This window comes from Rhodococcus opacus B4, from assembly GCF_000010805.1.
Lineage (GTDB): Bacteria > Actinomycetota > Actinomycetes > Mycobacteriales > Mycobacteriaceae > Rhodococcus_F > Rhodococcus_F opacus_C.
This window is the reverse complement of record NC_012522.1, coordinates 1,709,973-1,732,269: the sequence shown is the minus strand read 5'-3', so window position 1 is coordinate 1,732,269 and position 22,297 is coordinate 1,709,973. Positions and strand designations below refer to the sequence as shown.

The 22,297-nt window shown below is 69.6% G+C and carries 21 protein-coding genes; 15 read left to right on the top strand and 6 right to left on the bottom strand.

All coding sequences use genetic code 11. The annotated features are described in order from the left end of the window. Positions 1-7: 7 nt before the first annotated feature. Positions 8-952 (bottom strand): serine/threonine dehydratase, encoded by a 945-nt coding sequence (locus ROP_RS08055; protein ID WP_012688841.1) that lies wholly within the window; start codon positions 950-952, stop codon positions 8-10. A gap of 111 nt (positions 953-1,063) precedes the next feature. Here ROP_RS08055 and ROP_RS08050 point away from each other — a divergent pair, with 111 nt between their 5' ends. Next, positions 1,064-2,266 carry an adenylate/guanylate cyclase domain-containing protein gene (locus ROP_RS08050; RefSeq protein ID WP_043824399.1) on the top strand — a complete coding sequence of 401 codons (1,203 nt, stop codon included), beginning with the start codon at positions 1,064-1,066 and terminating at the stop codon, positions 2,264-2,266. Between the two features lie 81 nt (positions 2,267-2,347). Beyond that, on the top strand, positions 2,348-2,653 hold the full coding sequence (locus ROP_RS08045; RefSeq protein ID WP_012688839.1) for a hypothetical protein: 306 nt from the start codon (positions 2,348-2,350) through the stop codon (positions 2,651-2,653). A gap of 2 nt (positions 2,654-2,655) precedes the next feature. On the opposite strand, the gene ROP_RS08040 is transcribed toward ROP_RS08045, so the two are convergent. Next, a complete protein-coding gene (locus tag ROP_RS08040) occupies positions 2,656-3,216 on the bottom strand; it encodes a TetR family transcriptional regulator (protein WP_012688838.1) in 561 nt (186 codons plus the stop codon). 104 nt (positions 3,217-3,320) lie between these two features. Here ROP_RS08040 and ROP_RS08035 point away from each other — a divergent pair, with 104 nt between their 5' ends. Beyond that, complete coding sequence (locus ROP_RS08035) at positions 3,321-4,760, top strand: FAD-dependent oxidoreductase (protein WP_012688837.1); 1,440 nt, start codon at positions 3,321-3,323, stop codon at positions 4,758-4,760. On the opposite strand, the gene pepN is transcribed toward ROP_RS08035, so the two are convergent. The 4 genes from pepN to ROP_RS08015 are packed head-to-tail and all read right to left on the bottom strand — an operon-like array spanning position 4,750 to position 9,858. Further along, entirely contained in the window at positions 4,750-7,257 is a 2,508-nt protein-coding gene (gene pepN / locus ROP_RS08030) for an aminopeptidase N (protein ID WP_012688836.1), read from the bottom strand. The two genes, ROP_RS08035 and pepN, sit on opposite strands and share 11 nt — an antisense overlap. A 37-nt stretch (positions 7,258-7,294) precedes the next feature. Continuing rightward, a complete protein-coding gene (locus ROP_RS08025) occupies positions 7,295-8,149 on the bottom strand; it encodes an EamA family transporter (RefSeq protein WP_012688835.1) in 855 nt (284 codons plus the stop codon). A gap of 10 nt (positions 8,150-8,159) precedes the next feature. Beyond that, on the bottom strand, positions 8,160-8,960 hold the full coding sequence (locus ROP_RS08020; RefSeq protein ID WP_012688834.1) for a crotonase/enoyl-CoA hydratase family protein: 801 nt from the start codon (positions 8,958-8,960) through the stop codon (positions 8,160-8,162). Between the two features lie 55 nt (positions 8,961-9,015). After that, positions 9,016-9,858 carry an SDR family oxidoreductase gene (locus ROP_RS08015; protein WP_012688833.1) on the bottom strand — a complete coding sequence of 281 codons (843 nt, stop codon included), beginning with the start codon at positions 9,856-9,858 and terminating at the stop codon, positions 9,016-9,018. A 92-nt stretch (positions 9,859-9,950) separates the two neighbouring features. Between ROP_RS08015 and ROP_RS08010 the strand changes: the two genes are divergently transcribed. The 12 genes from ROP_RS08010 to rpsG all read left to right on the top strand — a co-directional run bounded on the left by ROP_RS08010 (position 9,951) and on the right by rpsG (position 22,153). Continuing rightward, on the top strand, positions 9,951-10,742 hold the full coding sequence (locus tag ROP_RS08010) for a TIGR03084 family metal-binding protein (protein ID WP_012688832.1): 792 nt from the start codon (positions 9,951-9,953) through the stop codon (positions 10,740-10,742). Next, positions 10,739-12,442, top strand: coding sequence for an acyclic terpene utilization AtuA family protein (locus tag ROP_RS08005; protein WP_012688831.1), 1,704 nt, complete (start codon positions 10,739-10,741; stop codon positions 12,440-12,442). Before ROP_RS08010 ends, ROP_RS08005 begins: the two co-directional genes overlap by 4 nt. Beyond that, positions 12,442-13,590 (top strand): acyl-CoA dehydrogenase family protein, encoded by a 1,149-nt coding sequence (locus ROP_RS08000; RefSeq protein ID WP_012688830.1) that lies wholly within the window; start codon positions 12,442-12,444, stop codon positions 13,588-13,590. The genes ROP_RS08005 and ROP_RS08000 overlap by 1 nt, the downstream gene beginning before the upstream one ends. Continuing rightward, positions 13,587-15,185: an acyl-CoA carboxylase subunit beta gene (locus ROP_RS07995; RefSeq protein ID WP_012688829.1), complete on the top strand. Its 1,599-nt coding sequence runs from the start codon at positions 13,587-13,589 to the stop codon at positions 15,183-15,185. The genes ROP_RS08000 and ROP_RS07995 overlap by 4 nt, the downstream gene beginning before the upstream one ends. A gap of 9 nt (positions 15,186-15,194) precedes the next feature. Next, positions 15,195-17,174: an acetyl/propionyl/methylcrotonyl-CoA carboxylase subunit alpha gene (locus tag ROP_RS07990; protein WP_012688828.1), complete on the top strand. Its 1,980-nt coding sequence runs from the start codon at positions 15,195-15,197 to the stop codon at positions 17,172-17,174. Further along, positions 17,171-18,331, top strand: coding sequence for an acyl-CoA dehydrogenase family protein (locus ROP_RS07985; RefSeq protein ID WP_012688827.1), 1,161 nt, complete (start codon positions 17,171-17,173; stop codon positions 18,329-18,331). The genes ROP_RS07990 and ROP_RS07985 overlap by 4 nt, the downstream gene beginning before the upstream one ends. After that, positions 18,331-19,131 (top strand): enoyl-CoA hydratase family protein, encoded by an 801-nt coding sequence (locus ROP_RS07980; protein ID WP_080512444.1) that lies wholly within the window; start codon positions 18,331-18,333, stop codon positions 19,129-19,131. The genes ROP_RS07985 and ROP_RS07980 overlap by 1 nt, the downstream gene beginning before the upstream one ends. 59 nt (positions 19,132-19,190) lie before the next feature. Further along, complete coding sequence (locus ROP_RS07975; protein WP_012688825.1) at positions 19,191-19,832, top strand: TetR/AcrR family transcriptional regulator; 642 nt, start codon at positions 19,191-19,193, stop codon at positions 19,830-19,832. A gap of 38 nt (positions 19,833-19,870) precedes the next feature. Further along, the gene (locus ROP_RS07970) at positions 19,871-20,395 is read left to right on the top strand and encodes a DUF3558 domain-containing protein (protein WP_012688824.1); all 525 of its coding nucleotides are present in this window, start codon (positions 19,871-19,873) and stop codon (positions 20,393-20,395) included. An 11-nt stretch (positions 20,396-20,406) separates the two neighbouring features. Beyond that, the gene (locus tag ROP_RS07965; RefSeq protein WP_043824397.1) at positions 20,407-20,946 is read left to right on the top strand and encodes a DUF3558 domain-containing protein; all 540 of its coding nucleotides are present in this window, start codon (positions 20,407-20,409) and stop codon (positions 20,944-20,946) included. 362 nt (positions 20,947-21,308) lie between these two features. Beyond that, on the top strand, positions 21,309-21,683 hold the full coding sequence (rpsL, locus tag ROP_RS07960) for a 30S ribosomal protein S12 (RefSeq protein ID WP_005252198.1): 375 nt from the start codon (positions 21,309-21,311) through the stop codon (positions 21,681-21,683). After that, on the top strand, positions 21,683-22,153 hold the full coding sequence (gene rpsG, locus ROP_RS07955) for a 30S ribosomal protein S7 (RefSeq protein ID WP_012688822.1): 471 nt from the start codon (positions 21,683-21,685) through the stop codon (positions 22,151-22,153). Before rpsL ends, rpsG begins: the two co-directional genes overlap by 1 nt. Positions 22,154-22,297 lie beyond the last annotated feature (144 nt).

Sequence of the window (22,297 nt, the reverse complement as noted above, 5' to 3'; positions counted from 1 at the left end):
GGCCGGATCAGTAGCTGGTCAGCGACGTGTTGGCGCCGCACAGCACCACGCAGAGCGGTTTGTCGCCGGTGGGGCGGAGTTGGCCGGTGACGATCGCGGCGAGCGCGGCCGCGGTGCCGTGTTCGACGACGATCCGGAATTCCTCCCACAGCAGCGTTCGGGCGTCGATCAGGGCGTCGTCGTCGACGATCAGGCTGGAGACGGGCCGCGCGCGGACCGTCTCCCAGGCGATGGAGCCGATCCTGGTGGCGCCGAGGGAGTCGCCGGCGATGCTGTCGATGTCGATGTCCGCGGGTTGCCGGGCGGCGACCGCCGAGTGCAGCGTCGCCGCTCCGCTCGGCTCCACGCCGAAGATGGCATCGTCCTCGCCGCTGCCGGCGATGACGCCGGACAGCAGTCCGCCGCCGCCGACCGCGATCACGTAGGACAGCGGCTCGTCGACGTCGTCCTGGATCTCGAGTGCGATGGTGCCGGCCCCGGCGACGATGTCGGGGAGATCGTAGGCGTGCAGGGCGAGGGCGTTCGACGACGCGGCGAGTTCCTTCGCATACTCGGCCGCCTCGGCGTACCGGTCGCCGACCTTGCGCACGTCCGCGCCGAGTGCGATCAGCTTGTCGATCTTGACGTCCGGCGCCGTGACCGGGACGACCACCGTGCACTTCACACCCCTGAGCCGCGACGCCCAGGCCGCTCCGATGGCGGCGTTGCCGCCGGACGCGATGACGACGCCTGCGTCGTCGAGCCGCCCGTCCTCCTCGGCGTGCAGCAGCGCGTTGAGGCTGCCCCGGACCTTGAACGAGCCGCCGTACTGCAGGAACTCGAGTTTGAAGATCACCGGCACGGCGCCGTGGACGGTGGGCACGGTGGTGCGGAACGTGGGTGTCCGGCGGATCAGGCCGGTGATGCGCTCACGCGCCCTGTCCACGGATGCGCGATCGACGGAGTCAGCCATGATCTCATCGTTCCACCCCAGGCGGCGCGCGCCAGCCCCGTTCCGGTCACGGCGACAGCGAGTTCGGAGGATTACGGCGAAGTGCGACCACGTTCCTGAGACGATGAGGACGTGCGCACTCCGCGACAGCCCCGACGGATCACGCCCCGGACGGGGCGTCTGGTGTCCCCGCCGACCCGCCCGCTGCGACGCCCGGGCCCGCCGCCGTCGCTACTCCACGAGTTCGAACGCGCCGGCCTCCTCGACGGGCTCAGCGGGCCGGACCGGTCCGCGCGCATGGGGGTGCTGAACACCCTGATCGAGGACGGGGCGTCCATCGACGACCTCCGCGGTGCCGCGCGGGGCGATCGCCTCGCCCACCTGCTGCTCGAGCACGCGCTGTCGCCGAAAGGCAGGTACAGCATCGACGACATCGCCCGGAAGGTGGGTGTGACGGTCGACGACGCCCGCCGGTGGTTCCGGGCCATCGGCCGGGGTGCGTCGTCGGACGGCACGTTCTACGACGACGGCGACCTCGATCTCGCGCGCGGACTCGAGCAGTACCGGGACCTGGGTCTCGACGAGAGCGCCATCTTCGCTGCCGCCCGGGTTCTCGGCCGCAACCTCTGGACGGTCGCCGGCGCGGCCGATTCGCTCCTGCAGGAGCGGCTCGAGGCGACGCGGGAGCACCCCGAGGTGGCTTTGCGGTATGCGGTGGAGGTGCGTCGCATCGTGGATTTCGAGGCGCAGATCCTGGCTCATCTCATCGCGACCGCTCTGCGCCACCAATTGCGGTCCGATGCGGTGGGGATCGCGGGCGACTCGAACCTGCGGGTGCGGGGAGCGCAGGAGGTCGGGGTCTGTTTCGCGGACCTCGTCGGATTCACGCTGCTCGGGGAGCAGGCGGCGCCCGCCGATCTGGGCCGGGTGGCCGAGCGCCTCGACCGGGTGGCCACCGATCTGGTGTCGCCCCCGGTGCGTCTGGTGAAGACGATCGGGGACGCCGTCATGATGGTCTCGCCCGATCCCAACGCGCTGGCCCACGTCGCGCTCGACCTCGTGCAGGCCGCGCGTACCGAGGGGCTTCCGCAGTTGCGGGCCGGGATCGCCTGGGGCACCGCGGTTCCGAGCGCAGGCGACTGGTTCGGCAGGCCGGTCGGCACGGCCGGTCGCGTCGTCGCGGTCGCGCCGTCCCAGGAGGTGGTGGTGACGGGAGAGTTCTACGACGAGTTGGACAGCGACGAGTTCTGGGGCGAACCCGCGGGCAGTCACCAGCTCGAGGGAATCGACGCCCCCCAGAAGCTTTTCGGGATCGGCCGCCGGTCCGTGGCCTGACCGGCGCGGCGCCGAAACGTGTCGTACCCTCGCGATACCGTCATGGCACAGCTCACAGAAGCACAACGAGCGAGGCGCAACATGACTGGCGATCCGGGCGCAGACTGGCATTTCTACGCGGTGGTGGAGACCGCGGTGGACGGCGGTCACACGCTCGCCGCGTTCGGGCCGAGGCCGACGGCGCTCGACGCCCTCAGGCTGGCCGTCCATTCGGTCAACCACACCGCGTATTCGGTTCTCGAACAAGGGATCGCGGGCGATCCGCGAGCCGACGCGAGAATCGTCGAGCGGCTGCCGATCACGTCGTTCACCATCCGGCGACACCGGCGCAGCACGAGTGAACTCGATGCCCGCTGGATGCTGAACGGCGGCAGGCATCACCGGTAGGGCTACCGGGTTTCCGTGGTGAGGTAGTACTCGAGCACGGGCCCGACCCACCGCATCAGCTGTTCGTGCGTCATGTCCGCGAGGGGCGGTACCCGGAGTACGTAGCGGGAGAAGGCGAGTCCGAGGACCTGCGACCCGACGAGGGCCGCGCGCTCGTCGGCGTGATCGACCGCGACCGCTGCGAGTGCGGGCGCCACCTGGCGGGCGAAGACCTGCAACATCGCTTCGGCGGCCCGTGGGCTGCTGGCCGCGGCGCGGAGCAGGGGGAGGAACGCGCCGTCGTTCTCCCATACCGCGAAGAAGCGCGGCATCAGCACGGTCGCGAGTTCCTGCACCGGAACGTCGTGGAGGTCGGGTAGGTGCAGTTCGAATTCGGCGGCCTCGGCGAACAGTGACTCCTTGTTGGTGAAGTACCGGACCACGAGTGCGGGGTCGACGCCCACGTCCGACGCGACGGCGCGCATCGTCGTGCGTTCGTAGCCGTCGGTGCCGAACCGGGCGCGGGCCGCGTCGAGGATCGCGGCGCGGGTGGTGACGGCGGAGCGGGCGCGGCGTTCAGGCATTCCCGCAGTGTAGTCAACAACTGTTGACCTGGCGTCGGGACGCGTCTAACGTCGAAGTCAACAGTTGTTGACTTGCTGGGAACCTTTCGATCGGAGGCAGCATCATGAAGCACATCGACGTGGTGGTGATCGGCGCGGGACCCACCGGATGCATGCTCGCGGCCGAGTTGGCGACGGCGGGCCGATCCGTGACGGTGCTCGACAAGCGCGCGGCGCCGTCGACCCTCAGTCGCGCGTTCGGCGTCCACGCCCGCACTCTCGAACTGCTCGACGCCCGCGGACTCGCCGACCGTCTCGTGGCTACCGGCGCCGCCTCGCCGGGTCTGAAACTGTGGCGCGGCGCAGCGCTGAACCTCGGGCGCCTGCGGTCCCGCTTCCCGTACGTCCTCGTCACCCCGCAGCAGAACGTCGACGCTCTCCTCGAGGCGCACGCCCGGGAGCGCGGCGCCGACTTCGTGCGGGGATTCACCGTCACCGGGGTGGAGCAGGACGGCGACGGCGTCCGCGTTCACGGCCACGACGGCTCGGGCCGCGCCGGCACCTTCCACGCGACGTATGCGGTCGGTGCCGACGGCGCGCACAGCGGGGTGCGCACGATGATCGGGCAACCGTTCCCGGGCAAGGCCGTGCTGCGGTCGATCATGCTCGCTGACGTCGAACTCGAGAATCCACCGGACAACCTCGTGACCGTCAACGCCGTCCGCGACGGATTCGCCTTCATCGCGCCTTACGGCGACAACCTGTTTCGTGTGATCGCCTGGAACCGCAGGCATCAGGTGGACGACAGTGCCCCCGTGGACCGGGAGGAACTGCGCGCCACCATCCGGACCGCGATGGGCACCGACTACGGACTCGGCGACGTGCGGTGGCAGTCGCGATTCCACAGCGACGAACGGCAGGTCCCGCAATACCGGACGGGCCGGGTGTTCCTTGCAGGCGATGCGGCCCACGTGCATTCACCGGCGGGCGGTCAGGGGATGAACACCGGCATCCACGACGCGATGAATCTCGGCTGGAAACTCGCGGCCGTCCTGGGTGGCGCGGACGACGCGGTGCTCGACACGTATCACTCGGAGAGGCACCCGGTGGGGCGGCTGGTACTGCGGTCGAGCGGAGTCACGATGCGCATGATGACCGTTCGGCCGTGGATTCTGCGGAAGCTCCGGAACGGCGCAGTGGCGGCGCTTCTCGGATTCCCGCCGATCGGTGACGCGGTCGCGCGGATGTTCTCGGGCATCGGTATCGGCTACGGCCGCGACGCCGGGGAGAGCGCCCTGGTGGGCCGGCGCGCCGAAGATCTGGCCACCGACGCCGGCCGGCTGTACGAGGTGCTGCGCTCGGGCGGGTTCGTCCTGGTCGTCGAGCCGGGGGCGCCGGTTCCCGGCGATCTTCCCGCGGTGACCCGGACCGCGGACGGACCCGCGCTGCTCGTCCGTCCCGACGGCTACATCGCCTGGGCCGGCGACAGCGCGTCGGGCGAGTGGCGAGGCGTCCTGAAACGGTGGACTGCAACGACCAACGGCGCCCGCGCGGTCAGCCGGTGACGTCTGGGCTGTTGAACGCCTGCGCTCGCAGGTCCCGGGCGAGGTGATCCCGCTGCTCGACCACCAGTCGGCGCAGCGCAGCGGGTGCATCGGTGTGGCCGGCGAGCCATCCGTCCGCGGCGTCGAGATTCGTCTCGGACGGAAACAGCCCGACCACGATCCGCCGGGCGATCTCGATGCTGCGCGACTCCCACACCGAGCGGATCGACGCGAAGTATTCGGCGGCGAATCCCGCGACGAGGTCGTGCCGGGCGCCTGCGCGGAACCCGGCGATGATCGCGCCGAGATGGTCGTTGGACAGTGTGTGGTCGTGGAAGATCGATTCCCAGGCCTTCGCCTTCACGTCCGGTTCCGGTCGCGAGAACGTCGCCCGCAGGTACGCGGTGCGGCCGGAACCGGTGTCGTCGCGGCGCAGTTCACCGTCGAGGTCCGCGTCGTCGGCGTGCCCGGTGGCGGCGAGCGCGCCCCGGAACGCCCACCGCAGGTCCGGGTCGAGCGACAATCCCGTCGGTGCCTGCCCGTCGGTGTCGAGCAGCGAACGGATGTTCACCGCGCGACTGTCGTCCACCTCGGCGGCGGCCGCCACCGCACGTGCCCAGGCGAGTTGGCTCCCCGACGCCGGCGGGGCGTCCCACAACGCACGCCACGTGTGGTCGAGCCACTCGCGGCGGGCGGCGACGCGAGAAGGCTCGGGCAGGTAGTGCTCGATCGCGTACGGGGCGTTGGCCAGCACGGACGAGAGGAGCGTCAGATGCGACTCCGCCGGGGAGAACCGCTGGGCCATCGACAGATACCGTTGCGCGCCCAGTTCGCTGTCGCGGGTCGTGTTCCACAGCGACGACCAGATCAGGCCGCGCGCCAGCGGGTCCCGCACGCGGTCGAGGGACTGCTCGGTGGTGCTCAGCGAGCGGTCGTCGAGCCGCACCTTCGCGTACGTCAGGTCGGCGTCGTTGAGCACCACGAGCGGTGCGTCGCCGAGGTCGATCGGGGTGCTCGGGTCGGCGAGGTCGACCTCGATGCGCTGCACGCACACGAGATCGCCGGCCCCGTCGAAGTCGAAGCGACCCACGCCGAGCCGATGTGGCCGGGGGTCGGTCTGCACGATCGCGGCGCGCCCGTCGGCGTCCCGTTCCAGGCTCAGCGCCGACACCCCGGTGGTCTGCAACCAGGCGCGTGCCCAGCTCGTCAGGTCCCGGCCTGACGTCGCCGACAGTTCCGTCAGCAGATCCGTGAGGGTGGTGTTCCCGAACGCGTGGGCGCGGAAATAGCGGCGCGCCCCCTCGAAGAACGCCTCCCGCCCGGCGTACGCGACGAGTTGTTTGAGGACGCTGGCGCCCTTCGCGTACGTGATGCCGTCGAAGTTCAGTTTCGCGGCCTCGAGGTCGACGATGTCCGCCACGATCGGATGCGTCGTCGGCAACTGGTCCTGCAGGTACGCCCACGCCTTGCGGCGGTTGGCGAAGGCGACCCACGCGTCGGTCCACCGGGTGGCTTCCGCGTTCGCCAGTGCGCCCATGTAGTCGGCGAACGATTCCTTGAGCCACAGGTCGTCCCACCACACCATCGTGACGAGGTCGCCGAACCACATGTGGGCCATCTCGTGGAGGATCGTGTTCGCGCGGCCCTCGTACTGGGAATCGGTGGCGGCCCCGCGGAACACGTACGCCTCGGTGAACGTCACGCAGCCCGGGTTCTCCATGGCCCCGAGGTTGTACTCGGGGACGAACACCTGGTCGTACTTGCCGAACGGGTACGGGTAGTCGAAGCCCTCGGCGAAGAAGCCCAGCCCCTGCCGGGTGATCTCGAAGATCGTGTCGGCGTCGAGGTACTGCGCGAGCGACGCCCGGCAGAGCACGCCCAGTGGGATCGTGAGGTCGCCGCCGCTCCACTCCGCGTCCACCCGGTGGTAGGGCCCGGCCACGACCGCGGTGATGTACGTCGAGATCGGCAGGGTCGGCGCGAACGTGACGACCTGCCCGCCCGCGGTGTCGTCGCGCTCGGCGACCTGCTGGTTGGAGATCACCTCCCACTCCTGCGGCGCGGTGACGACGAACGTGAACGGCGCCTTCAGGTCCGGCTGCTCGAAGCACGCGAACACCCGCCGCGCGTCCGCCGGTTCGTACTGTGTGTAGAGGTACGTCCGGCCGTCGGCCGGGTCGAGGAAGCGGTGCAGTCCCTCACCGGAACGGCTGTACTCGCCCCGGGCGGTGACGGTCACGACGTTCGACTCCCGCAGCCCGGCCAGCGCGATGCGGGCGCCGTCGTAGTCGACGGGAACGCCGGCGCCGTTGACCGTCACCGAGTCCACGCCGGCGCCGAGGAAGTCGAGCCAGGTCGTGGACGTTCTCGCGGTGAACTCGACGGTGGTCGTGGTCGCGAACGTCCCGACGTCCGGATCGATTGCGCCGAGGACGTCCAGTTCCACCCGATAACCGAGAACCTCGATCGCGCGGGAACGTTCGGCGGTTTCGGCTCGGGTCAGGTTCGCGGTGCTCACGTGTCGATCCTGCCAGCCGGGCCCGTCACACGGGCCGCTACCGGTTGCTCAGCACGGATCCGACGCCCGCCGCGACGACGAGCGCGATCGCGGCGAGCGACTGCAGCCCGAGGACCTGCCCGAGCACGATCACCCCGGCGAGGGTGGCGGCCGCCGGTTCCAGCGCGATGAGCACGGCGAACACCTTCTTGCTCATCACCTGCAGCGCCCGCAGTTCGAGCGAGTACGGAATCACCGAGGACAGCAGGGCCACCGCCGCGCCGACGGCCAGGATCCGGGGGTCGAACAGTGCGGTGCCGCCGGACGCCGCGCCGAGCGGAATCGTCAGCGCCGCTGCGACGATGCTCGCTCCGGCGAGGCCGTCCGCGCTGGGCACCCTCGCGGCGAGGTGGGAGCCGGCGACGATGTAACCGGCCCACGCCGTGCCGGCGACGAGTGCGAACCCCACCCCCACGAGGTCCAGGGAGTCGGCGCCCGAGTTCTCGCGCAGCCCGAGCAGCACCACGCCGGTCAGCGCCGCGAGCACCCACACGCCGTCCTGCAGCCTTCGCGACAGCACGGCGGCGAGGGTGAGCGGACCCAGGAATTCGATGGTGACGGCGGTGCCGAGCGGGAGCCGCGCGAGGGCCTCGTAGAACGCCGAGTTCATCACGGCGAGTGCCACTCCGAGGGCGAGAATTCCCTGCCTCTGGGTTCGTGTCCACCGTCGCCACCGCGGCCGCACGATCACCCCGAGGATGATCGCCGCGATCGTCAGGCGCAGGGACACGGCGCCGCCGGCGCCGACCGCGTCGAACAGGGTGCTCGCGAACGCCGCACCGAACTGGACGGACAGCACCGACCCGAGGACCGAGACGACGGGAAGAAGCTGGCTCCGGGGTTCGGCTGTCACCGGGGTGCTGTCAGCGGCCGGTGAAGGTCGGGGAGCGCCGGTCGAGCATCGCGCCGACCGCCTCGTGGTGGTCCTCGGTGTGGTGGGCGAGCGACTGCATGGCCGCCGACAGTTCGAGGAGACTTTCGAGGCTCTGGTGACGGCCCTCGCGCAGCAGTTTCTTGGTCATCCGCAGCACCTGCGGCGGGTTGACCGCTACCCGGTCGGCGAGCGCCCGCGCCGCGCCGAGGAGTTCCCCGGGTTCGACGACCTGCGAGACGAGTCCCCACTCGAGGGCCTTCGCGGCGTCGATCGCGTCGCCGGTGAACGCCATCTCGCTGGCCCGTGCCATCCCGACGGACTGCGGCAGGAACCAGGCGCCGCCGTCACCGGGAACGAGCCCGACCTTGACGAAGCTCTCGGCGAACACGGCGGCCGTGGAGGCGATCCGCATGTCGCACATCAGCGACAGATCGCAGCCGGCGCCGATCGCGGGCCCGTTGACGGCGGCGATGGTCGGCACCTCGCAGTGGTAGAGGGCGAGCGGAATGCGCTGGATGCCGTGCCGGTAGCCCTGCCGCAGATCGGCGGGCGAGCCGCCGAACATTCCTGCGCGGTCGCGCATGTGTTTGACGTTGCCGCCGGAGGAGAACGCCGAACCTGCACCGGTGACGATCGCGGCGCGCACGCTGGGGTCACCGTTGACATCGGCCACCGCATTCTCGAGCGCCTCGATCACGTCCGGCTCGGAGATGGGATTGCGGGCCTCCGGGCGGTTGAGCGTCCAGGTGACGATGTCGCCATCGCGGGTGGTGAGCACGGCGTCGGTCATGGACGACTCCCTCGGGTGAGCGCGGATTCGAGACCGTCCCAGTCTGTCATCCCGCTCAGATACCGGTGCGCCGCACCAGAGCGTCGGTGGCGGACGGCGCGAACGTGCCGAGCAGCCGGAACAATTCGGCGTAACTGGGCAGCAGTTCGATCGGCCGGGTGCGCACGGCTGTGACGAACCATTCCGCTGCCTGCTCGGGAGTCAGGGCCGCCATCGCGTCGTAGTCCGTGGTGGGCGCGATCATCGGCGTCCGGACCAACGGGAAGTCGAGGGTGGTCACCGAGATTCCGCGGTCGCGCAGTTCGGCGCCGAGGCTCCGGCCGAACGCGCCGACGGCTGCCTTGGACGCGTGGTAGGCGGAGAACTTGGGCATGACCCCGGCGGGCACGCCCCACGTCGCGACGTTGATCACGTGGCCCTCGCCCCGCTCGATCATCGACGGCAGGAAGGCCAGGGTCAGCCGCGTCGAGCCGAAGTAGTTGACGGCCATGGTGCGTTCGAAGTCGTGGAACCGGTCCAGTGAGTCCTCGACGGTCCGCCGGATCGACCGTCCGGCGTTGTTGACGAGAACGTCGACGGGGCCGATCTCCCCGAGCACCCGCGCGGCGAGAGCGTCGACGGACTCGGGGTCCGTGAGGTCGCAGGGGACGGCGTGCGCGTCGCAGCCGGACCGGAGGATGTCGTTGCGCACGGCCTCGAGTGCGTCGGCTCCGCGGGCGACGAGGACGACCTCCGCGCCGAGCGCGGCCAACCGGCGTGCGGCGGCCTCGCCGACCCCCGAGGAACCGCCGGTGACGAGGATTCTCTTGCCGGCGACACGGTGGCCGGATCCCGGGACCAATCGCGCCGCCAGGGCGCGCGGGGAGGGAAGTGGGTTGAGCGCGGCCTGGGTGAGCATCTGTCGGATCACCTGACCAGGATGTCAGCTCGCCGATCGAATAACAATCAGGCGTGCTTGCTTTTTTCTCGGTCCGGTGTGATGCTGGTCGCATGGCTGAACTGCAGAGGTTCATCGATGATTTGTGCGCCGAGAGCGATTCCCTGGACGCCCTGGTCGCCGAACTCCCCGACTCCCGCTGGGCCGATCCGACACCGGCCGCGGGCTGGACCATCGCCCACCAGATCGGACATCTGCTGTGGACCGACGAGGCCGCGCTGCTCGCGATCACCGACCCCGACGGCTTCACCGAGCAACTGACGGTGGCCGCTTCCAATCCCGGCGGCTTCGTCGACGCCGGCGCCGCCGAACACGCCCGGCGCTCGCCCGCAGAATTGCTCGCGGCCTGGCGCTCGGCCCGGACCCGGCTCGCGGAGGCGCTCCTGGCGGTGCCGCCCGGGCAGAAGATCCTCTGGTACGGGCCGCCGATGAAGGCGGCGTCGATGGCCACGGCCCGGTTGATGGAGACGTGGGCGCACGGCCAGGACGTCGCCGACACACTCGGGGTGCCCCGCAAACCCACCGAGCGGTTGAAGAGCATCGCCCATCTCGGAGTCCGCACCCGCGACTTCGCCTACGCCGTCAACGAACTCGCCCCACCCGCGGACGAGTTCCGCGTCGAACTCACCGCCCCCGACGGAGTGTCCGTCTGGACCTGGGGCCCCGAGGACGCCGCGCAGAAGGTCACCGGTCCCGCGGAAGACTTCTGTCTCCTCGTCACCCAGCGCGCGAACCGCGCCGACCTCGCCCTCGAGGCCACCGGCGCGGACGCCGACGCGTGGCTGAACATCGCTCAGGCCTTCGCCGGCCCCGCGGGCGGCGGCCGGGAGGCGGGAACCCGATGAGCGTGCGGATCGGCAACTGCTCCGGCTTCTACGGCGACCGCCTGTCGGCGATGCGCGAGATGCTCGAGGGCGGCGAACTCGACTACCTGACCGGCGACTACCTCGCCGAACTCACCATGCTGATCCTCGGCCGCGATCGCATGAAGGACCCGAACCGCGGCTACGCCAAGACGTTCCTCCGTCAGGCGGAGGACTGCCTGGGTCTGGCCCTGGACCGCGGTGTCCGCATCGTCGCGAACGCGGGCGGGCTCAATCCGGCTGGGCTCGCGGACGCGTTGCGGGAGGTGAACGACAAGCTGGGGCTGCAGGCGAAGATCGCCCACGTCGAAGGCGACGACCTGATCGGCCGGGCCGCGGAACTGGGGCTGGGCAGCCCGCTGACCGCCAACGCCTACCTCGGCGCGTGGGGCATCGCCCGGTGCCTGAACGCCGGTGCCGACGTCGTCGTCACCGGACGGGTCACCGACGCGTCCGTGATCGTGGGCCCGGCGGCCGCGCACTTCGGCTGGCAGCGAGACGATTTCGACCAGCTCGCCGGCGCCGTGGTCGCCGGCCACGTCATCGAGTGCGGCACCCAGGCGACGGGCGGCAACTACGCCTTCTTCACCGAGATCGACGACCTCGACCGTCCCGGGTTCCCGATCGCCGAGATCGACTCGGACGGCTCGTCCGTCATCACCAAGCACCCCGGCACGGGCGGCGCCGTGACCGTCGGCACCGTCACCGCGCAGTTGCTGTACGAGGTAACGGGCGGCCGGTACGCCGGCCCCGACGTGACCGCACGAATCGACACCGCCGCCCTGACCCAGGACGGCCCCGACCGGGTCCGGATCAGCGGCGTCACCGGGGAGGCGCCGCCGCCGCAGCTCAAGGTGTCGCTGAACAGTCTCGCCGGCTTCCGCAACGAGGCCGTGTTCGTGCTCACCGGCCTCGACATCGAGGCCAAGGCGGCGCTGGTGAAGCGGCAACTCGAAGGCTGGCTGCCCGTCCGGCCCGCCGAGCTCGACTGGTCGCTCGCCCGCACCGACCACCCGGACGCCGACACCGAGGAGGCGGCCAGTGCGCTGCTCCGCTGCGTCGTCCGGGACCCCGACGCCAACGCCGTCGGTCGCGGATTCTCCTCGGTCGCAGTCGAAATGGCACTCGCGAGCTACCCGGGCTTCACGCTGACGGCGCCGCCCGGTCAGGGGCAGCCCTACGGCGTGTTCACCCCCGGATACGTGTACGCCAAGGAGGTCCCGCACGTCGCGGTGCTGCCGGACGGAACCCGCGTCGACATCGAACCGGCCACCGACGTCCGGGAACTCGCGGACGTCGACGAGCCCGCACTCCCGGAGCCGCGTGCGGCAGAGCCCACCGTCCGCGCCGCGCTCGGCACCATCGCCGGGGCGCGCAGCGGCGACAAGGGCGGCAACGCGAACGTCGGCGTGTGGGTGCGCACCGACGAACAGTGGCGATGGCTGGTCCACGCGCTGACCGTCGACGAGGCGAAGCACCTCCTCCCGGAGGCCGCCGACCTCACCGTCACGAGGTACGTGCTGCCGGAACTGCGCGCCGTCAACTTCGTGATCGAGGGAATCCTCGGGCAGGGCGTCGCGTCCCAGGCCCGGTTCGACCCGCAGGCCAAGGGGCTCGGCGAATGGCTGAGATCCCGGCACCTCGACATACCGAAGGCACTCCTCCCCGAAGGGACAACGTAGTGAGCGTGTGGGACACACCGGAGCGGCAGGAGCTGCGCAAGACGGTGCGCAGCTTCGTCGAACGACAGGTACTGCCCAACCTGGACGAGTGGGAGCGCGACGGTGAACTGCCCCGCACTCTCCACCGTGACGCCGCCGAGCTGGGACTGCTGGGCGCCGGCTTCCCCGAATCCGTCGGCGGCGAGGGCGGCGACCTCGTCGACGCGGTGCTGATCTGCGAGGAATTCCACCAGGCAGGTGCGTCGGGCGGCGTGTTCGCCTCCCTGTTCACCTCCGGCATCGCGCTGCCGCATCTCGCCGCGGCCGGGAACCCCGAGCAGATCGAGAAGTGGGTCCGCCCCACGCTGCGCGGAGAGCTCATCGGCTCGCTCGCCATCACCGAACCCGGCGGCGGTTCCGACGTCGGGCACCTGCGGACCGCCGCGGTCCGCGACGGCGACCACTTCGTCGTCAACGGCGCCAAGACGTTCATCACGTCCGCCGTCCGCGCCGACTTCGTGGTCACCGCCGTCCGGACCGGCGGCGCCGGGGCGGCCGGGGTGTCCCTCCTCGTGATCGAGAAGGGCACACCGGGATTCGAGGTGGCCCGAAAACTCGACAAGATGGGCTGGCGGGCGTCCGATACCGCCGAGCTGTCGTTCGTCGACGCACGGGTCCCCGCGGCCAACCTGGTCGGCGAGGAGAACAGCGGATTCGCGCAGATCGCCCAGGCGTTCCTCACCGAGCGCATCGCCCTCGCGGCCCAGGCGTATTCGAGCGCGCAGCGGTGCCTCGACCTGACATTGCAGTGGGTGCGCGACCGCGAGACGTTCGGCCGGCCACTGATCAGCAGGCAGTCGGTGCAGAACACCGTCACCGAGATGGCGCGGCGAACGGACGTGGCCCGCGTCTACACCCGGGCGCTGGTGGAGCGATCGCTCGTGTCGAACGAGGACTTCATCGCGGAGGTCTGTTTCGCGAAGAACACCGCCGTCGAGGCCGGCGAGTGGGTGGCCAACCAGGCCGTCCAGCTGTTCGGCGGTCTCGGCTACATGCGGGAGAGCGAAGTGGAACGGCAGTACCGCGACATGCGCATCCTCGGAATCGGTGGCGGGACCACCGAGATCCTGACGGGGCTCGCGGCAAAGCGATTGGGGTATCAGTCATGACCACGTTGAAATCCGCTCTGGACACCGGTTCGGACGAGTACACCGCCGCCGCAAACGCGATGACGGAGAAGCTCGCCGAGATCGAGACCGAGCACGCCAAGGCGCTCGCGGGCGGCGGCGAGAAGTACACCGAGCGGCACAAGAAACGCGGCAAGCTCCTCGCCCGGGAGCGCATCGAACTGCTCCTCGATCAGGACTCGCCGTTCCTGGAACTGTGCCCGCTCGCGGCGTGGGGCAGCGATTTCCCGGTCGGCGCCAGCACCGTCGTGGGTATCGGGGTGGTCGAGGGCGTCGAGTGCCTGATCGTCGCCAACGATCCGACGGTGCGGGGCGGCACCAGCAATCCGTGGACGCTGCGGAAGGGGTTCCGCGCCAACGACGTCGCCCGGCAGAACCGGCTTCCCGTCATCTCCCTCGTCGAATCCGGGGGCGCGGACCTTCCGACGCAGAAGGAAGTGTTCATTCCCGGGGGCCGCATGTTCCGCGACCTCACCCAGCTGTCCGCGGCCGGCATCCCGACCATCGCTCTCGTCTTCGGCAACTCGACGGCGGGCGGCGCCTACATCCCGGGCATGTCCGATCACGTCGTCATGATCAAGGAACGGTCCAAGGTATTCCTCGCCGGACCGCCGCTGGTCAAGATGGCCACCGGCGAGGAATCCGACGACGAGACCCTCGGCGGCGCCGAGATGCATGCCCGCAAGTCCGGTCTCGCCGACTACTTCGCCGTCGACGAGCAGGACGCCATCCGGATCGGGCGTAGCATCGTCAAACGACTGAACTGGAAGAAGCAGGGGCCCGCGCCCCGGGCCGAGGTGATCGAGCCGCTCGAGGATCCCGAGGAACTGCTCGGCATCGTTCCCGCCGATCTCAAGATCCCGTTCGACCCGCGCGAGGTCATCGCCCGCATCGTCGACGGCTCCGACTTCGACGAGTTCAAGCCGATGTACGGATCGTCCCTCGTCACCGGCTGGGCCGAGCTGCACGGGTACCCGGTGGGCATCCTCGCCAACGCACGCGGCGTGCTGTTCAGCGAGGAATCGCAGAAGGCCACCCAGTTCATCCAGCTGGCCAACCGCTCGAACACCCCACTGCTGTTCCTGCACAACACGACCGGCTACATGGTCGGCAAGGAGTACGAGGAGGGCGGGATGATCAAGCACGGGTCGATGATGATCAACGCCGTCTCCAACTCCACCGTCCCGCACATCTCGATCCTGCTCGGCGCGTCCTACGGCGCGGGCCACTACGGCATGTGCGGCCGCGCGTTCGACCCCCGATTCCTGTTCGCCTGGCCGAGTTCCAAATCCGCCGTCATGGGCGGCGCGCAGCTGGCCGGCGTCATCTCCATCGTCAGCCGCGCCTCGGCCGAGGCCCGCGGGCAGGCATTCGACGAAGAAGCCGACGCCGGGATGCGCGCGATGATCGAGAACCAGATCGAGGCCGAATCGGTGCCGATGTTCCTGTCCGGTCGCCTCTACGACGACGGCGTCATCGACCCGCGCGACACCCGAACCGTGGTGGGAATGTGCCTGTCGGCCATTGCCAACGCCCCGATCGAAGGCGCCGGGAACTTCGGCGTCTTCCGGATGTGAGGCACGAACATGATCGAGTCCGTATTGGTTGCCAACCGCGGTGAGATCGCCCGCCGCGTCTTCGCCACCTGCCGCCGGGCAGGCATCGGGACCGTCGCGGTGTTCTCGGACGCCGATGCACTCGGCCCGCACGTCACCGAGGCCGACGCCGCGGTCCGGCTGCCGGGCAACAGTCCCGGCGACACCTACCTGCGCGGTGACCTCGTCATCGAGGCGGCGCTGCTAGCCGGCGCCGACGCCGTCCACCCCGGCTACGGGTTCCTCTCCGAGAACGCGGCTTTCGCGCGCGCCGTCCACAACGCGGGGCTGACGTGGATCGGACCGCCCGCGCCGGCCATCGAGATGATGGGCTCCAAGGTGGAGTCCAAGAAGTTGATGGCCGCCGCCGGGGTCCCGGTGCTCGCCGAACTCGACCCGGACGCCGTCACCGAAGCCGATCTGCCGGTTCTCGTCAAGGCGTCCGCCGGCGGCGGCGGGCGCGGCATGCGCGTCGTGCGGGCACTCGCGGACCTGCCCGAACAGCTGGAAGGCGCCCGACGCGAGGCGCAATCGGCGTTCGGCGACCCGACCGTGTTCTGCGAGCGCTACCTCGAAACGGGCAGGCACATCGAGGTCCAGGTGATGGCCGACCGGCACGGAACCGTCTGGGCGGTGGGGGAGCGCGAATGCTCCATCCAGCGCCGGCACCAGAAGGTGGTGGAAGAGGCGCCGTCGCCACTGGTCGAGACCGTCCCCGGGATGCGTGAGCGGCTGTTCGAGGCCGCCCGGCTCGCGGCGAAGGCCATCGACTACGAGGGGGCGGGAACGGTCGAGTTCCTGGCCGACCATGCGGGCGACTTCTACTTCCTCGAGATGAACACCCGCCTGCAGGTGGAGCATCCCGTCACCGAATGCACCACCGGACTCGACCTCGTGGACCTGCAGTTGCAGGTCGCGAACGGGCTGGCGCTGGGCGCCGAGTCGCCCGCCGTGTCCGGCCACTCCATCGAGGTCCGGTTGTACGCGGAGGATCCCGCGCAGAACTGGCAGCCACAGAGCGGTCCGGTCCATCACCTCGAATTGCCGGGCAATGCGGTCGAATTCGACGTTCTCCGCTCGCCGGGAATCCGGCTGGACTCCGGGGTGGTCGACGGATCGGCCGTCGGCGTGCACTACGACCCGATGCTCGCGAAGGTCATTTCGTTCGCGCCCACCAGGACGCAAGCCGCGACCCGGCTGGCGACGGCGCTGGGCCGCGCGCAGATCCACGGTCTGCGCACCAACCGCGACCTCCTGGTCAACGTGCTCCGCCACCCGGCCTTCCTGGCCGGCGACACGGACACCGCCTTCTTCGACACCCACGACCTGGACGTGCTGTCGTCGCCGCTGGCCTCGGCGGAGGCGGAGCGACTGTCGGCGCTGGCCGCCGCGCTCGCCGACGCCGCGCACAACCGCGACGTCGCGACGGTGAATCCCTCGCTGCCCAGCGGGTGGCGAAACCTTCCCTCCGTGCCGCAGAGCAAGACGTTCACCGGCACCGGCGGAGACCTCGAGATCCGGTACCGGCACACCCGGTACGGGCTGAAGGCCGAGGGCTTCGACGACGTCGCACTCGTGTCGGCGACGGCACGGCACGTCGCACTCGATGTGGCGGGGCTGCGCCGGTCGTTCGCGGTGTCCCGGTACGGGAACGACGTCTTCGTCGATTCCGCACTGGGCCCGGTGAGCCTGCACGCCGCACCGCGTTTCACCGATCCGAGTGCCGTCGTCGCCGAGGGGTCGCTGCTCGCGCCGATGCCGGGCTCGGTCATCCGCGTCGGGGCCGAGGCCGGTGATTCGGTGACCGCCGGTCAGCCGATCGTGTGGCTCGAGGCGATGAAGATGGAACACACGATCAAGGCACCGGCGTCCGGTGTCCTCACCGAACTGTCCGTGACCGCCGGTCAGCAGGTCGACGTGGGAACGGTTCTGGCAGTTGTCGAAGCAGCGCACGCTGAAGGAGAGTCATGAGCTTCATCGAGACCGAAGAACAGAAGGAACTGCGCGCCTCCGTGTCGAGGCTCGGGGAGCGCTTCAACTACGTCGACTACGTGCTGCCCCGGGCGCGACGCGGCGAACCGCTGACCGAACTGTGGAACGAGGCCGGGAAACTCGGCTTCCTCGGCGTCAACCTTCCCGAGGAATACGGGGGCGGCGGCGCAGGCATCTACGAATTGGCCCTCGTCCAGGAAGAACTCGCCGCCCACGGAGCCGGCCTCCTGCTGGTGGTCGTCTCGCCCGCCATCTGCGGCACGATCATCGGCAAGTACGGCACACTCGAACAGAAGCAGACCTGGCTCCCCGCGCTCGCCGACGGTTCGAAGATCATGGCGTTCGGCATCACCGAGGCCGACGCGGGGTCCAACTCGCACCAGATCACGACCACCGCTCGCCGAGACGGCGAGGACTGGCTGCTGACCGGGAACAAGATCTACATCTCCGGCGTCGACCAGGCCGACGCCGTGCTGATCGTCGCGCGGACCGAGGACTCGAAGACCGGCAAGCTGAAGCCTGCGCTGTTCATCGTCCCCACCGACGCCGAGAACTTCGTGAAGACGCCGATGGAGATGGACATCGTCGAGCCCGACCACCAGTTCATGCTGTTCCTCGACGACGTCCGGTTGCCCGCCGACGCGCTCGTCGGCGAGGACGACGCGGCCCTGATGCAGCTGTTCGCGGGTCTCAATCCCGAACGCATCCTCGGCGCCGCCATGGCGATCGGCATGGGCCGGTACGCGCTGGACGCCGCGGTCCGGTTCGCGAAGGAGCGCACGGTGTGGAAGGAGCCGATCGGCGCGCACCAGGGCATCTCGCATCCGCTGGCACAGATCAAGATCGAACTGGAACTCGCCAAGCTGATGATGCAGAAGGCCGCGGTCCTCTACGACAGCGGCGACGACTTCGGTGCCGCCGAGGCCGCCAACATGGCCAAGTACGCCGCCGCCGAGGCCAGCATCAAGGCGCTCGACCAGGCCGTCCAGACGCACGGCGGCGCCGGCCTGACCAAGGAATACGGTCTCGCGGCCATGCTCGGTGCGGCACGCATCGCCCGCGTCGCCCCGGTGAGCCGGGAAATGGTCCTGAACTTCGTCTCCCAGCATTCGCTGGGGCTGCCGAAGTCGTACTGATGTCGAACGGACAGCCCATGACCGATGTGGAAGCCGACCGGTACGTCCGGTACGAGGTGAACCGGGGGTTTGCCACACTCACCCTCGACTCGCCGCACAACAGGAACGCGATCTCCGGCAGGCTCGTGGACGAACTGCTGCAGGGATTGCGGGACGCCGCCGCGGACAACGACGTCCGCGGCGTCGTCCTCACCCACACCGGCGGCACGTTCTGCGCCGGGGCGGATCTGAGCGAGACGTCCGGCGACGTCGGCTCGCGCACTCGGCAGATGGCCGAACTGCTGCGGGCCATCGTGGAACTGCCGAAACCAGTGATCGCCCGGATCGACGGTCACGTCAGGGCCGGGGGCATGGGCCTGGTCGGGGCGTGCGACCTCGCCGTCGCCGGGCCGCGCAGCACGTTCGCGCTCACCGAGGTCCGGCTCGGACTCGCGGCGTCGATCATCTCGTTGACCGTGCTGCCCCGGATCGATTCGCGCGCCGCGAGCCGCTACCTGCTGACGGGTGAGAAGTTCGGGGCCCACGAGGCGGAGGCGATCGGGCTGATCAGTGAGTCCGCCGAGGATCCGGCGGACACCGTCGAGGAGTTGCTGGACCAGCTGCGGCAGGCGTCGCCGCAGGGCATGGCCGAATCGAAGACGTTGACGACGCGCGCAGTTCTCGCCGACTTCGACCGCTATACCGACGAGCTGACCGCCCAGTCGGCGAGGCTGTTCGAATCCGAGGAGGCGCGGGAAGGCATGATGGCGTTTCTGCAGAAGCGGCCGCCGAGATGGGCGTCCGGCCCCGTGCGTGGTTGACGAGTCTCAGGACTCGCTCACCGCGCACGGGCGCGCAGCGCGACGAGAGGAAGTGACACATGACCCGCGAACCGAAGCAGGACCGTAGCCGGGTCACGCGCGGGCACCTCCTCGAGGTCACCATCGACTGCCTCGCCGAACTGGGCTGGGGCGCGACGACGGTGAGCCTCGTCGCGCAGCGCGCCGGCGTGTCCCGCGGCGCGACCCAGCACCATTTCCCCACCCGCGAAGACCTCATCACCGCGGCGCTCGAGGTCATGTTCGACGCCCGGATGGAACAGGCCCGGCGCGAGGCCACCGATCTGCCGACCGGGGAGGGGCGCACCGAGGCGGTGGTGTCGCGGCTCGTCGACTACTACACCGGCACCCTGTTCAAGGCGGCGCTGCAGGTGTGGACGGCGGCCGCCGCCGACCCCGAACTCCGGGCCCGGATCGTGCCGCTCGAGGAACGGTTCGGCCGGGTCGCGCACCGCACGGCGGTCGAACACTTCGGGTTCGACGACGCCGATCCGGTGGCGCACCGGCTGGTCCAGGCCACCCTCGATCTCGCCCGCGGACTCGGCCTGGCCGACGTGCTCACCGACGACTCCAAGAGACGCGCGGAGATCGTGCGGCAGTGGGCGGCGCAGCTGGATGCGGCATTGCCGCGGAACGGTGAGTTGGCGGAGCCGTGGAGCCTCGACGCGGCCGTCCTCGACTGACCGGGCAAAGATCGCGGGGATCGGTAGAGTCACCGACCATGGGCCGGAAATGGGGAGCGCTCGTCCTGATCACCGTCGCGGCCGGTCTGGCCGGCTGTGGGGGAGACGGAGACGATTCCGGTACCGCACCCGCCGCGCAGAGTCTTCCGCAGGTGACCGATCCGGGCCCGTTTTTCGGCCAGTGCGGTTCGGTCACCGACGACGAGGTGGCGAAGGCGTTCGGGATGCCTCCCTTCACCGGGGTGACGCGCAATTCCGTCGGCTGTGAATGGGAAACCGCGGGAATCGGCGGTCCCAGCGTCACGTTCTCGTGGTACCGCGGCAGTCCGATCGGCCGCGAGCGGGCGGGTTCCGAGCTGATCGGCAGGCCGGCCACCGACATCGACATCCAAGGACATCCCGGCTTCATCGCCTCGTCCGAAGGAATTCTGTGTGAACTCGGCGTGGAATTCGGCGGTGACTTCGTGCACTGGTCGGTGATGTATGCGGACGCTCAACCCGCGGCGGATCCGTGCAAGGTGGCGCGCGACCTCGCCGAACTCAGCGTGTCGAGGGCAAAGTGAGCGGGGGAGTGATGGGCAGGCGGACGTGGCGCGCCGCGCGGGTGCTGACCGCGGCCACCGTGGTCGGGCTGATCGCGGGGTGCGGGTCGACGATCGAGGGCTCACCGACGGTGGAGGGTGCTTCCTCCTCGGGGAACACCGAACAGTTCACGGCCTTGCTCGAGGAGTGCAACGCGGTCGCCGACGAACAGATCGCGCAGACCGTCGGCGCCGACGCCATCGAACGGGGCTTCTTCGGTGCGATCTGCCGCTGGGACGCGGTCGGGGCGAACGGTCCCGTGAAGGTGACGTTCAACTGGTTCGAGACGGGCTCCCTCGACACGGAGAAGTCGACCGCGGAAAAGCTCGGCTACACGGTGGAAGCGTCCACCATCCAGGGGCGCAGGGCCGTCGTGATGCGTCCGCCCAGCGATCCGGGGGCGTGCGGAGTGACGGTCGGGTCGCCCTCCGCGGGGATCGTCGGCTGGTGGGTACAGTTCCAGACGGGGGCGGCAGACCCGTGCCAGGCGGCATCGACGCTAGCCGATCTGACGCTCAATCTGAGTAGTTGATGTGCCCTTGCCCGTACCGACAGCTCCGAGCAGTTCCCGACATCGCAGGTCAGCCTTTACCATTGTCCGCCCACTTTGACCTTCCGGCGCGCCGCCGGGTATCGTTGTGGGTCGTGTCCGGCATGCCCGGGCCGATCTGTGTGCCTAGCGAGGTATTGCCGTGCGCGCGTTCGTGCAGATTTCTGCATGGAACGAGCATCCGGCTGCCTGTGTGGGGGTATGCGACACACCCGACCTCGGGTGCAGCTCGAGGTGCGGGTGAGGGGCAGCAGCTCTCTTGCCCCAACTGCTAGATCCCTAATTTCAGAACAGCCAAGGTTGCTTGTCCAGAGCAGTCTGTTCAACACGAAGAAAGCCGGTAAATGCCAACCATCAACCAGCTGGTCCGCAAGGGCCGCCGCGACAAGACCGCGAAGGTCAAGACGGCAGCCCTCAAGGGCAGCCCGCAGCGTCGTGGCGTGTGCACCCGCGTGTACACCACCACCCCGAAGAAGCCGAACTCGGCGCTCCGTAAGGTCGCGCGTGTGCGCTTGACCAGCTCCGTCGAGGTCACCGCTTACATCCCGGGCGAGGGCCACAACCTGCAGGAGCACTCGATGGTGCTCGTCCGCGGTGGTCGTGTGAAGGACCTCCCCGGTGTGCGCTACAAGATCATCCGCGGCTCCCTCGACACCCAGGGTGTCAAGGGCCGCAAGCAGGCCCGCAGCCGCTACGGCGCCAAGAAGGAGAAGAGCTAATGCCACGTAAGGGCCCCGCTCCGAAGCGTCCGCTCATCAACGACCCGGTCTACGGTTCGCCCCTGGTGACGCAGCTCGTCAACAAGATTCTCCTGGACGGCAAGAAGTCCACCGCCGAGCGCATCGTGTACGAAGCGCTCGAGGTCGCGCGTGAGAAGACCGGCACCGACCCGGTCGTCACGCTCAAGCGCGCCCTGGACAACGTCAAGCCCGCCCTCGAGGTGCGCAGCCGCCGTGTCGGTGGCGCCACCTACCAGGTGCCGGTCGAGGTTCGTCCGGGTCGCTCCACCACCCTCGCACTCCGTTGGCTGGTCACCTTCTCGCGGCAGCGCCGTGAGAAGACGATGGTCGAGCGTCTCGCGAACGAGCTGCTCGACGCCAGCAACGGCCTGGGTGCCGCTGTGAAGCGTCGCGAGGACACCCACAAGATGGCCGAAGCCAACAAGGCATTCGCCCACTACCGCTGGTGACGTCACGTCGGAGCAGTCACCTACCGTGACTGCTCCGGCGTCGTCGCACGTCGGGCCCCTACCGGGGACCGGCTGATCTACAACTCGAGACAATGGCCCCGCTGGTGGAACACCGGGGAGGCCGACACCCGATACACGAGCTAC